The organism is Membranihabitans marinus (assembly GCF_021729155.1).
GTDB lineage: Bacteria > Bacteroidota > Bacteroidia > Chitinophagales > Saprospiraceae > Membranihabitans > Membranihabitans marinus.
Genome location: NZ_JAJQYA010000002.1, coordinates 288879 through 301686 on the forward strand (window position 1 = coordinate 288879; position 12808 = coordinate 301686).

The 12808-nt window shown below is 36.0% G+C and carries 12 protein-coding genes, 1 tRNA gene and 1 pseudogene; 11 read left to right on the forward strand and 3 right to left on the reverse strand.

Annotated elements, in window-relative coordinates:
- Positions 1-13 precede the first annotated feature (13 nt).
- The 9 genes from LVD51_RS02465 (at position 14) to LVD51_RS02505 (ending at position 7654) form a co-directional block, all read left to right on the forward strand.
- Positions 14-1510 (forward strand): OmpA family protein, encoded by a 1497-nt coding sequence (locus LVD51_RS02465; RefSeq protein ID WP_236969597.1) that lies wholly within the window; start codon positions 14-16, stop codon positions 1508-1510.
- Between the two features lie 23 nt (positions 1511-1533).
- The gene (locus LVD51_RS02470; protein ID WP_236969598.1) at positions 1534-3378 is read left to right on the forward strand and encodes a cytochrome c oxidase subunit I; all 1845 of its coding nucleotides are present in this window, start codon (positions 1534-1536) and stop codon (positions 3376-3378) included.
- Between the two features lie 109 nt (positions 3379-3487).
- On the forward strand, positions 3488-4315 hold the full coding sequence (gene cyoE / locus LVD51_RS02475) for a heme o synthase (protein ID WP_236969599.1): 828 nt from the start codon (positions 3488-3490) through the stop codon (positions 4313-4315).
- A gap of 15 nt (positions 4316-4330) precedes the next feature.
- Positions 4331-4900 (forward strand): cytochrome c oxidase subunit 3, encoded by a 570-nt coding sequence (locus LVD51_RS02480; RefSeq protein ID WP_236969600.1) that lies wholly within the window; start codon positions 4331-4333, stop codon positions 4898-4900.
- Positions 4901-4910: 10 nt separating this feature from the next.
- On the forward strand, positions 4911-5759 hold the full coding sequence (locus LVD51_RS02485; protein WP_236969601.1) for a cytochrome c oxidase subunit 3: 849 nt from the start codon (positions 4911-4913) through the stop codon (positions 5757-5759).
- Positions 5760-5773: 14 nt separating this feature from the next.
- The gene (locus LVD51_RS02490) at positions 5774-6199 is read left to right on the forward strand and encodes a cytochrome C oxidase subunit IV family protein (RefSeq protein WP_236969602.1); all 426 of its coding nucleotides are present in this window, start codon (positions 5774-5776) and stop codon (positions 6197-6199) included.
- A 91-nt stretch (positions 6200-6290) separates the two neighbouring features.
- Complete coding sequence (locus LVD51_RS02495; protein ID WP_236969603.1) at positions 6291-6830, forward strand: hypothetical protein; 540 nt, start codon at positions 6291-6293, stop codon at positions 6828-6830.
- A gap of 2 nt (positions 6831-6832) precedes the next feature.
- Positions 6833-7372, forward strand: a complete 540-nt coding sequence (locus tag LVD51_RS02500) for a DUF420 domain-containing protein (RefSeq protein WP_236969604.1) — start codon at positions 6833-6835, stop codon at positions 7370-7372.
- 18 nt (positions 7373-7390) lie between these two features.
- Positions 7391-7654, forward strand: coding sequence for a hypothetical protein (locus tag LVD51_RS02505; RefSeq protein ID WP_236969605.1), 264 nt, complete (start codon positions 7391-7393; stop codon positions 7652-7654).
- A gap of 153 nt (positions 7655-7807) precedes the next feature.
- On the opposite strand, the gene LVD51_RS02510 is transcribed toward LVD51_RS02505, so the two are convergent.
- The 3 genes from LVD51_RS02510 to ung are packed head-to-tail and all read right to left on the reverse strand — an operon-like array spanning position 7808 to position 9386.
- A complete protein-coding gene (locus tag LVD51_RS02510) occupies positions 7808-8257 on the reverse strand; it encodes a hypothetical protein (protein ID WP_236969606.1) in 450 nt (149 codons plus the stop codon).
- Between the two features lie 35 nt (positions 8258-8292).
- Positions 8293-8694, reverse strand: coding sequence for a DUF423 domain-containing protein (locus LVD51_RS02515; protein WP_236969607.1), 402 nt, complete (start codon positions 8692-8694; stop codon positions 8293-8295).
- An 8-nt stretch (positions 8695-8702) separates the two neighbouring features.
- Entirely contained in the window at positions 8703-9386 is a 684-nt protein-coding gene (ung, locus tag LVD51_RS02520; protein WP_236969608.1) for a uracil-DNA glycosylase, read from the reverse strand.
- 90 nt (positions 9387-9476) lie between these two features.
- Here ung and LVD51_RS02525 point away from each other — a divergent pair.
- Both LVD51_RS02525 and LVD51_RS02530 read left to right on the forward strand, forming a co-directional pair.
- Positions 9477-9550 (forward strand) — tRNA-Arg (locus LVD51_RS02525).
- Between the two features lie 904 nt (positions 9551-10454).
- Positions 10455-12808, forward strand: a pseudogene (locus tag LVD51_RS02530) (hypothetical protein); the annotation flags it as partial.

A 12808-nucleotide genomic window follows, 5' to 3' on the forward strand; every position in this document is an offset into this window, starting at 1 on the left:
AAGAATATAAGACATGACGCTATTGGTCGGAATATTAGTATTTGCACTGTTTGTCATCATCACGATACAAATAGGTAAAATCACGGAAGTGTCTCGGTCTCTTCGTGGAGAAGAGGACTGGAAGTGGGTTAGTTCTAAGCGTACCGGAATATTTTTAATGATCTTCATGGGATTGTTATTGATTCTAACTATAGGTTCAGCTTATTATTATAAAAACTATATGTTGGGTTACGGACCCCATGTTGCTGCATCAGCACATGGTAGTTCAATTGACGAAATTTTTAATATTACCGTATTTTTTACTGGTATCGTCTATGTGATTACCCATATTTTATTATTCTATTTTGCTTATAAATACAGAGAAAGAAAAGGGCATAAGGCTTCTTTTATTTCTCATGATAACAAATTAGAAATGATATGGACAGTAATTCCAAGTTTGGTTTTGGTTATCCTAGTATTGAAAGGTTTGGTAGCATGGAATAGTGTAATGGCCGATGTACAAGCCGATGAGGAATTTATGGAAATTGAGGCAACTGGTATGCAGTTTAGTTGGATAATTAGATATCCAGGTGAAGATGGTCAGTTAGGAGCTAGAAATTTCCAAGATATTACAGGGGTGAATCCCTTGGGTCAAGATTGGACCGATGGGAAGAATATCGATGATTTACAGCCCAGTGATATTGTTTTACCTAAAGGTAAGCAAGTAAGGGTGAGAATCTTGTCGAGAGATGTACTTCACAACTTTTTCCTGCCTCATTTTAGAATGAAAATGGATGCTGTACCTGGAATGCCTACTTATTTTGTATTTACTCCCGAGGTGACAACTGAAGAATATCGTCAAAAATTAAGCGCATTTCCGGAATATCAAGTTCCTGCTGATCCAGAGGATCCGAATGGTCCGCAAAAATGGGAAACCTTCGAATTTGAATTGGCTTGTGCTGAGTTGTGTGGTTCTGGACACTTTTCAATGCGTAAGGTTGTGCGAATCGTTGAACAAGCTGAGTATGATGCTTGGTTGAGCGAACAAACACCGTACTATTTCTCTTCAATAAGAGGAAAAGATGCCGATCCGTTTAAAGGTCAATTATTTGACTTCGAAATAGAACAGCGCAAAAAAGACTTTGAAAACAGTATGTACGAAACAATGTACAAAGAGTTGGAAGGAGATGAGGCGAGAATGTTTAAATTGGAGAATGTTTTGTTTAATACTGGTTCTGCAAGTTTACAAGATATCTCTAAATATGAGTTGGCCAATCTTGCCGACTTTATGAAAGCAAATAAAGATTTAAAAATTGAAATACAAGGTCACACAGACAATACAGGTGAAGTTGAAAAAAATCAAGTGTTGTCACAAGCTAGGGCAGACGTTGTATTAAATTATTTATTGAGTCATGGCATTGGAGAAGATAGAGTTTCTGCTGTAGGATTTGGATCGAGCCAACCTATTGATACCAATGATACAGATTCGGGTAGAAGCAATAATAGAAGAGTAGAATTAAGAATTCTGTAAATTAAGTTTGAAGTTTAAGAATCATGAATACAGAAGTAAAAAATTACGATACACAGGCAGAACAAATTATTGAGACCCAAGGGTATGACGATCATTTTCATGATCATCATCACGGGGACAAATATCAGTCTGGGTTTTTTGGCAAGTACATCTTTTCCTTGGATCACAAGATTATTGGCCGTCAATTTTTAATTACAGGTATGATATGGGCCATCATCGGTGCCGCAATGTCTGTAATATTTAGATTGCAACTGGGTTTTCCTGAAGCAGATCTCGAATGGTTAAAGCCTATTTTAGGAAAATGGATCATTGTAGATAACGGTATAGGATCATTGTCACAAGAGTTTTATTATGCTTTGGTAACCATGCATGGTACTATTATCGTATTTTTTGTATTGACTGCTGGTTTAAGTGGTACATTTAGTAATTTACTTATTCCATTGCAAATCGGTGCTCGAGATATGGCATCACCTCTAATGAATATGTTGTCTTATTGGTTCTTTTTCTTAGCCAGTATGGTAATGTTGTTTTCGTTGTTTCTAAGTACTGGACCCTTTGCAGGGGGCTGGGTTGCCTATCCTCCGCTGTCGGCTCTACCGCAGGCATCTACAGGTTCTGGAGCTGGTATGACGCTATGGCTTATCAGTTTGGTGCTTTTCGTGGTATCTACGCTTTTGGGAGGTGTCAATTATATTACTACCGTACTTAATTTGCGTACCAAAGGAATGTCATTGTGGAGAATGCCTTTGACTATCTGGGCTTTCTTTGTAACTGCTGTTATTGGTTTGTTATCTTTTCCTGTATTAGTGGCTGGATTCTTATTGTTGATGTTTGATAGAAGTTTGGGAACAAGTTTCTATTTGAGTGAGATATTTATTGGGGGCCAAGCACTGGATCACGTAGGTGGTAGTCCAATCTTATATCAGCATTTATTCTGGTTCTTAGGTCACCCTGAGGTATATATTATTATACTTCCTGCCATGGGTATTGTATCAGAAGTATTGTCTGTCAATAGTAGAAAGCCAATCTTTGGTTATAGAGCCATGGTTTATTCTATTTTAGCGATTGCATTTTTGTCCTTTATCGTATGGGCTCACCATATGTTTATGGCTGGTGTGAATCCTTTCTTGTCTAGCATTTTTACCATATTTACACTGATCATTGCAGTACCTTCTGCGGTTAAGGTGTTTAACTGGATTACAACGATATATAAAGGTAACTTTAGGTTTAATCCGGCATCATTATTTGCCATTGGATTTGTATCTATGTTTATCTCTGGGGGTTTAACTGGTATCTTTTTAGGAAACTCAGTTTTGGACATTCAATTGCACGATACATATTTTGTAGTAGCTCACTTTCACATTGTAATGGGAGTAGCTGCTTTCTTCGGTATGTTTTCTGGAATCTATCACTGGTTCCCAAAAATGTACGGAAGGTTTATGAATGAAACACTTGGTCGTATCCATTTCTGGGGTACCATTATAGGGGCTTACGTGGTATTCTGGCCTATGCACTATCTAGGTTTATTTGGTGTTCCGCGTAGATATTATAGTTTTGATCAGTTTGATACTTTTAGAGATTTTGGTGATATCAATCAATTTATTACCATCGGTGCGATATTAACTTTCTTTGTACAGATTTTATTTGTAATTAATTTCTTCTACAGTATCTGGAACGGACGAAAAATGAAGTCTAAAAATCCGTATAAAGCCAATACTTTGGAATGGACTACTCCAATAGAAACAGGACATGGTAACTGGCCAGGAAAAATTCCTACTGTTACAAGATGGCCTTATGATTATGGAAAAGATGGGGAAGATTACATTCCTCAGGTGATCCCTTTGAAAGAAGGTGAAGAAGAACATTGATAGAGCGGAACAGGATCATTTAAATAAGATATTTTAACTAAAGCATTTGAAAGTCTTACAACATAGTTTACATCTAATAGGGGAAACCTTTCGTGACATTTCATTACTGATGAAATTCAAGTTGAGTTTACTCGTAGTATTTACTTCTTCTTTGGCATTTATTATGGCTGGAGGAAGTGGAATGGGGTTACATTCTTTTGTAATATTTATTATGGGTGGATTTCTAGTTACGGGTTCTGCGAACGCCTTAAATCAGATTATCGAAAAAGATTACGATAGTTTGATGAGTCGGACAAAGGATAGACCTGTAGCTTCTGGTAGAATGGCTATTTCTTTTGCGATTTTGCTGGCGGGAGCCATGTGTATTAGCGGACTTTTATTATTGGCCTATTTCAATACATTGACAGCCTTACTAGGTGCTCTTTCTGTGATATCATATGCCTTTATTTATACTCCATTGAAAAGATATTCACCAATAGCAGTATTTGTAGGTGCTTTTCCAGGAGCATTACCAGTATTAATTGGTTGTGTGGCAGTTACAGGAGAAATTACTACCTTTGCGCTATTGTTATTTGCCATTCAGTTTTTTTGGCAATTTCCCCATTTTTGGGCAATTGGTTGGTTATCATTTGATGACTATAAAAAAGCTGGGTTTAAATTAGTACCTGTAGTTGATGGTAAAATTGATGCTGGTATAGGTAAACAGTCTTTGTTTTATACAATAATGATACTTCCTGCATCAATATTGTTTTATCTAAATGGATTTATACCATTGATAGGATTGATATTGTTGTTGGTTGGCGCTGTCTACTTTATCTATAAGGCGTATTTGTTTTTCAAAGAACCTTCAGATTTTTCAGCAAGAAAGTTGTTATACGCATCTTTGTACTTTTTACCCATCATATTTAGTGTACTTTTATTTAACATGAATGGATAACCAATGGAAGTAAGTATGCAAGCAAATAAAGCAAAGAATAATTCAGTTCACCAATACAAATTCGCCCTGTATTTGGGAATTGCTGGATTGGTAATGATGTTTGCTGCTTTGTCGAGCGCATACATGGTTAGACAAGGGGCAGGAAATTGGTTAGAATTCCGTTTGCCCAATATGTTTTATGTAAGTACAGTGGTTATTTTGTTGAGTAGTGTAAGTTTAAGATATTGTTTAACCAGTTTCAAGAACGGCAAAAAGACAGCCTATATTTCATCCTTACTAATTACCTGTGTATTGGGAGTAGCGTTTTTATTTACTCAATATGCTGGTTGGATGGAGATGTATAACAGTGGTATCGATTTAAAGGGAAATCCTGCTGGATCCTTTGTATATGTGTTGACTTTTTTACACGCCTTTCACGTATTGGGAGGGATAGCGGTTCTCGGTGTCGCATTATATCATTGTTTAACCTTGAGTTTTAAGGTAAGCAAGCAGCGAATATTAAGATTAGAATTGACCAGTATATACTGGCATTTTGTAGATATACTTTGGATTTATTTATTATTATTTTTCATTTTGCAAAGATAAATTTTTAACAATGGCAACAGATACTTTGTCAGAAATCAAGAAGACGACCCAAGAAGGTCAAGGAGATTGGATGGGTGGAAAACCACCTATGAAGGCTAGTTATGGCAAATTGATGATGTGGTATTTCTTATTATCAGATGCTTTTACTTTTTCAGGTTTCCTAATAGCTTATGGAGCATTGAGAATGAGTGTACCTACCTGGCCGGTACCGGATTTTGTATTCCAAAGTTTCCCTGGTGGATTTACAGGAATGCCATTGATATTTGTAACGGTCATGAGTTTTGTTTTGATCATCAGTTCTGTAACCATGGTTAGAGCGGTTCAGGAAGGTAAGAGAGAGAACAAAAACGGAGTGGTTTTTTGGATGTTAATGACGGTGATTGGAGGTATTGGTTTTTTGAGCTGTCAAGCTTATGAGTGGTACAATCTTATTGCAGTGGAACACATGACTCTATATGAAAATCCATTTGGTTCACATACTGTGGATGGGGTTTATATCAACGATGATGGAAGCAAAGGAGAAGCTTTTAAAGCTGGGCAATCCTATTTAGTTCACAAGACAGATGGAGAATTTCATTTTAGAAAATTTGAGATAACTAGTGGAGAGAATGCTGGAGAGATAGCTTATGAGACTCTGGGGCCAAAAGCTTTTGGTGCATTGTTTTACTGTATTACCGGATTTCACGGATTTCACGTACTTTCTGGGGTATTATTTTTATTGATAATTGCTATCAATGCAGCAAGTGGTCTTTATGTCAAACGCAAGAATGGCTATGAGATGGTAGAAAAAATAGGGCTTTATTGGCACTTTGTGGATTTGGTCTGGGTATTTGTTTTCTTGGTATTTTACTTACTATAAAAATTTAATTTAAGATGGCACATCAAAGTTACGAAGCGCAAAAAAAAGCGGTATATAAAGGATTAGTTTTCTTGGCTATTATTACCTTGATTGAAGTAGTGTTTTCACTCTTTGGCAAAGGACATATAATCTGGGAAGGAGCGGCTCATTCCGTGGTAGTAAAATATGTTGTTGGATTGATCATTATCGGTCTATCACTGTATAAAGCTTTTTTCATTATTTTTGAATTTATGCACATGTCTCATGAGAAAAAGACCTTGGCTCGTTCTGTATTATTGCCAATGTGTTTGTTAATCTGGGCAGTGATTGCATTTTTATACGAAGGGAATTACTGGAACAACAGTCGTTCGTATATATTGGCGAAGGATCATGAGAAAACAGAGAGGGTTATGCCTGAACTACCAGTAAAAGAAGATGTTAAACAAGTGGGACATCACTAAAAGAGAAAGTATTCATTAATACAGATATTACTTTTAAATAGCGGATGTTATCATCCGCTATTTTTGTATATATAGCTAAATAATTTCAATTGTGAAAAATGTAAAAGGAGTATTTATTATAGTTTTGGTGCTCTTTGCTATTCCAATCGCCGGATATTTTGTTTTAAAACAAGGAGCCAAGGACAGAATGGAAATCTCGGGGAAATTACAGCCCAAAGGTCAGATAGATAAAAATCTATCATTGATCGTCTTAGAAAATGATGAGTTGGATACTGTCTCAATGATGGATATGCCCTATATATTAAAGGTCATAGCTAATGGTAAGGATGATGTAAATATTGAGAATTTGGAAAAGATAATTCATATAATCAATGATCGTACAGATTTAGCTTTTTTCGTAATAGAAGAGGAGGTGAGTCCTTATAAAGGGGAACGCATTTATACCACCCAATTTTTGAAATCTGCAGAAGATATTTTAAAGCCAAACGAAGTGATATTATTGGATTGGAAAAATCAGATATTACAGCGCTATGATTTAATCGAAAATAAAAATGTTTATGGAGCTCTGTTAGAGGATATCTCTTATGCATTGCCGATGATTGATTATAAGATAGAACAGGAAAATAAATAAGTATGGAACGAACACTAGTTGAAAATAAAAAGCTTGAAAAAAAATTGAATATAGCATCTATATTGATTAGTGCTGTAGTTTTATTGTTAGTGGTGTTGATGCGAAGAGTTAAAATCGATGTTGGGGTAGATTTTTCATTTTTACCACCACTGCATGCTATTTTAAATTCAGCGGCAGCTATCGCGCTAATTTTGGCGTTGTCTGCGATAAAGAAGAAGAATGCGGCGTTGCATCAAAGATATATTTATTGGGCCATTGGATTTTCTGTTGTTTTTTTATTGTCCTATGTATTGTATCATTTTACAACTCCTGAAACCCTTTATTGCAAAGAGGGAAGCATTCGATATGTGTATTTTTTCTTATTGATTACTCATGTTGTATTGGCAGCCTTTATTTTGCCCTTTATATTATTGACATTTACTAGGGCATATACCGAACAATTCGAACGTCATAAAAAAATGGCAAGATGGGTATTCCCCTTGTGGTTATATGTGGCCATTACCGGTCCAGTTGTTTATTTAATGCTTGCACCTTGTTACTAAATATTATATCTTTGTATTATGTCTAAAAAATATAGTTATATACTCGTAGTTATAGTTTTGATAGGTCTATGTTTATTGCCTTCTACTGAAGTTTTGGCGCAATGTCCGATGTGCAAGATGTCGGCTGAATCTAATCTTTCAAATGGGGGTTCTGCTGGTCAGGGTTTAAATAAGGGAATCTTGTTCTTATTGAGTTTACCCTATTTATTAATTGGTACACTGGGCTATGTATGGTGGAAGAATAAAAATAAGACTGTAGCCGATTTTTCCGAAGAAGGATAATTTTTAAATAGCTTATCGATCAAATTAATGACTAATTATTTTCCGGTATAGGAGAATAAACATGGTTTACTTGGTTTATTGGTGTAGGTTATTCGAATTACTTCTATCATTGACGGTAATTCGTATAAGGTCTCTGTGAAATGTGGATCGTGTTTATCGATCTAAGATATACCGCAAACTTACTCCACCACCTCCAGCTTCTAATCCATTGCTACCAGTGATAAATACATTGGGCATCCAATCTAGTGAGACATTGAGTGGTATATCTCTAAAGCTATAATCCAATCCAATGGCTCCTGCAATGCCAATACCCAATTCACCACTTTTAAGCAGGATACTTCCACCAGCTCCCCAATACCAAGTTAATCCAGCCACATCGTTGGCAAAATTATTGTGTTTTTCATATACTAAGGCGGCGTAAAGATTGCCAAAATAAAAACCAGCCATTCCCTCAAATGCGGAAGCATTTGAAATAAATTGCTTGTATGTAACATTGGCTCCTAAACCTGCTCGAATACCGAAGGATCGAGAATAATCTTGTGCTTGCCCTTCCATCATAAATAGACAACAGATGGCAAAGATAGAAAGTAAAATTTTTTTCATAATTTACTATTGAAGAAGGTCAGTTTAAACCTTTATTAATTGCCTAACTTGACTTTTACAAGATAAACAACTACAAATATCCACCCTAATATAAGAAATAATCCACCGATCGGTGTGATTGGACCCAATATTTTTGATGGTATGCCATGTAAAGATTGTGTTGCCAATAGATATAGGGAACCAGAAAAAAGCAAAATCCCGATAAAGGCAGCGTTCCAAGCGTAATCAATGAATTTGGAATGATCACTGGGAACGATGTAACCAATATTTAAGATAACAATCATTAAAAATACATGGTAAAAATGATAGCGACTTCCCGTTTCAAAAATAGCTTTACCGTAATCGTCAAAATGTTTATCTAAAGCATGGGCTCCAAATGCTCCAATAATAACTGCCAAACCACCCATTATGAATGTAATAATCGCTTTAATATACATGGTACTGTCTATTTTATTGCCCAGTCAATGGGCTGTTTGTTATGGGTACAAAGGTACGAATTGGCATCTATAAAATGGTTGTTTCCGGCAAATCTATTGCGGGCAAGGGGAGAAGGATGGGCACTTGTTAGAATTAAATGTTGATTTTCATCAATTAAGTCCTTTTTCTTGATGGCAAAATTCCCCCATAACATAAAGACGAGGTGTTGATGTTGATCTGATAAGGTTTGGATAACCGCATCGGTAAATTTTTCCCAACCTATTTTTCGATGTGAGCCCGGTTTACCTGCTTCTACAGTTAGAAAGGCATTGAGTAAAAATACTCCTTGTTGAGCCCAATAACTCAGATCTCCATGTTCGGGAATGGGAATATCCAGACTTCTGTTGATCTCTTTGTAAATATTTTTTAGTGAAGGTGGTGTTTTGATATGTTTGGGAACAGAGAAGCTCAATCCCATAGCTTGTTCAGGTCGATGGTAGGGATCTTGTCCTATGATGACGACCTTTATTTTGTTAAAAGGAGTAGAGTTAAAGGCGTTAAATAATTTGTTATCAGGAGGATATATTGTTTTTCCCAGTTGTTTTTCTCCTTGTAAGTATTGAATGATTTCTCTGTAATAGTCTTGTTGCATTTGGTCAAACAATACTTCTCGCCAGGTGTTTTCCATTGGTATATTGGGGGCAATTTTCATAAATTTTAAATTTTTTTATTAATTTGATGCGAAAATATGCTTTAATTTAAAATGAATTTCTAATTTTGTGGCGCAATAAAATAAAAAAATGGCTCCGTAGCTCAGCTGGATAGAGCAACTGACTTCTAATCAGTAGGTCAAAGGTTCGAATCCTTTCGGGGTCACTTGATTATCAAAGAGTTAAGTCGATCGACTTAACTCTTTTTTTATTTCTAACACATAGTTTTTCTTCATACTGGTTCTTTATTTTCATTCGTAAAATGCCGATTATCAATAGGATAAACTATATTTTTCTATACATTGTGATATCAGCGTCTTCGCAACCACTTTTGTGAAAGTGTGTTGTTGTACTATAGCCATCGTTTTAAGATTCAATTATCCGTATTCCCATCTTTAGAAATTATGTAAGGACTTTGGTCAAGATTCTTTAATCCAAGGTTTTTATTTCTTATTGAATATAGAGGTTTTTTCAATTTGTCCTTTACGGGACTAGATATGGTTTAGAACCACTGGGTTTTGATTGTGATCTTTTAATTTATTTTGAGGATGTAGAGACGTAAGGCATTGCGTCTCAATTGGCGGTATTGAAAGTCTCAATGCCAACCCATCCGAAACACGGAGGTTTCGACTCCTTCATCAAATGCCCTCAATGGGCATTTGGTAGTCTTTCAGACTACTTCATTTAGTCGTGACTCTACAACAATAAATCGAAAGAATGTCGCCAATTATAAATGTAATTCGTATAAAATGCTAAATTATGTTTTGAGTTATGGGAGATTTTCCTACACATTAATATCAGTTTGGTATAAGTTCTTTTTTGATTAATAGAGAATTATATAAAAGCATTAATTTTTATTTTATTAAAAAAATAAATTTGTTTATTTCTGCAACATAAAGGTGTGTGGGTAAATTGTTATGTATTTGTATTATATTGTGTGTTTAAAATTTTTTATATTTGTTTATTGTAATAAAAGTCTTTATTATTCAAAAATTTATCTCAAATATTACAATTATTAAATAATAAATTTTATAATTTGCATGTTAGATTGTAGAATATAAAAATTTGCTATGGTTAAACCTTTATTTCAAAAAAATACCTTTTTAGTTTGTTTGTTGATATTAATTTTCGGTGTCTTGACATTTCCGTCAAATGGACAGATTTATGTTGATGTCAGTGTTTCTCCCGGAGGCGATGGCAGTTCTTGGGCTACAGCCTATGACGATTTACAACAAGCCTTGACTACGGCCAGTAGTGGGGATTCTATTTTTGTAGCGGAGGGTACTTATTATCCAGTAAGTCCCTCAGATCCCGGAAATGTAACGATTATGGAAAAAGAAATATCTTTTGTGATACCGGATAGTGTACGAGTTTACGGAGGATTCCCAGCAGGTGGAGATGTTTTTGCCAACCGAGATTGGGAAGTCAACGAGACCATCCTCAGTGGAGATATCGGTGTGCAAAATGACAGTATAGATAATAGTTATCACGTGGTTTACACTAAGAATGTTAGTGATGCTACCCTGGTAGATGGATTTACCATCACCGATGGAAATGCGGATGGTTCACTTCCTTATTTTGGTGGTGGCTGGTATAACGAGGGCTCAGGATCTGGGAATTTGTCCAATCCTAGGATTGAAAATTGTGTCTTTTCGTCTAATTCAGCTGTTCATGGAGGCGCAATTTATAATTATGGAGTTAATGGAGGAGAAAGTTCACCTGAGTTGGTTAATTGTGTATTTACGTCTAATACCGCTGAAAGGGATGGAGGCGCTATTTATAATAGTGTATTTTTTGATGAAGTATGTTCGCCTAAGTTGGTTAATTGTGTATTTACATCTAATATTGCTGGAAGAGATGGAGGCGCTATTTATAATTTCTCAAATATAGGAGAAAGTTCACCTGTGTTGGTTAATTGTGTGTTTGAGTCTAACTCAGCCCGAGATGGAGGTGCTATATATAATAGTGGATTATTTGGGGAAAGTTCCCCTACACTGAAGAATAGTATATTCTATAATAATAGTGCTGAAAGAGAAGGATCTATATTCTATAATGATGAAGCTTCAGTTTCTATTTCGTACTCACTGTTTGATGAATCTTATAATGTTGTCAATCACAATTCGGATGTCACCGACGATGGGTATAATCTTTTTTCTACCGATCCTTTATTTATAGATGCGGTCAATGGAGATTTTCATTTGCAACCCATATCTCCCGCTATAGACAGTGGTGATCCAACTACACCGATCATTGATTTTTATAAGGTCAATGGAATGGCAGTTGATTTAGACTTAAATTCGAGAGTAGAGGATGATATCGATATAGGGGTCTATGAGTTTAGTTGCAGTAATTATTCTTTTACAGAGGGTATCATTTATGTGGATTTATCTGCAACGGGAGGAAACGATGGAACATCTTGGACCGATGCCTTTACAGATTTGCAGTCAGCTCTTCAATTGTTTAAGGTATGCCCCAATGCAGCCGATTCCATTTTTGTAGCGGAGGGTACATATTATCCAACTTCTACAGGGAATAGGACGGTATCCTTTATGATACCCGATAGTGTAAGAGTTTACGGAGGATTCCCAGCAGGCGGGGGTGGTTTTGTAAACAGAGATTGGGATGCGAATAAGACCATCCTTAGTGGAGATATCGGTGTACAAAATGACAGTACAGACAATAGTTGTCACGTGGTTTACACTAAGAATGTTAGTGATGTTACCCTGGTAGATGGATTTACCATCACCGATGGAAATGCGGATGGTTCATTTGCTAATTATAGAGGTGGTGGCTGGTATAACGATGGCTCAGGATTGGGGAATGTGTCCAGTCCAAGGATTGAAAATTGTGTATTTGAGTCTAACTCAGCTAAGTTTGGAGGCGCAATTTATAATTCTGGAAATGAAGGAGTAAGTTCACCTAAGTTAGTTAATTGTGTATTTACGTCTAATACTGTTGAAAGTATTGGAGGCGCTATTTTAAATGATGGAACAGAAGGAGTAAGTACACCTAAGTTGGTTAATTGTGTATTTACGTCTAATACTGCTGGAAGTGATGGAGGCGCAATTTATAATTCTGGAAGAGAAGGAGTAAGTTCACCTAAGTTGGTTAATTGTGTATTTACGTCTAATACTGCTGGAAGTGATGGAGGCGCAATTTATAATTCTGGAAATGAAGGAGTAAGTTCCCCTGAGTTGGTTAATTGTGTATTTACGTCTAATACCGCTGAAAGTGATGGAGGCGCTATTAATAATGATGGAGAATTTGGTGAGAGTTCCCCTGAGTTGGTTAATTGTGTATTTGAGTCTAACTCAGCTGACCAAGGAGGGGCTATTTATAGTGTGGGAATTGGTGGGGAAAGTTCCCCTATACTGAAGAATAGTATATTTTATGAAAATACTGCACAAAATGAGGGACCTGTTTT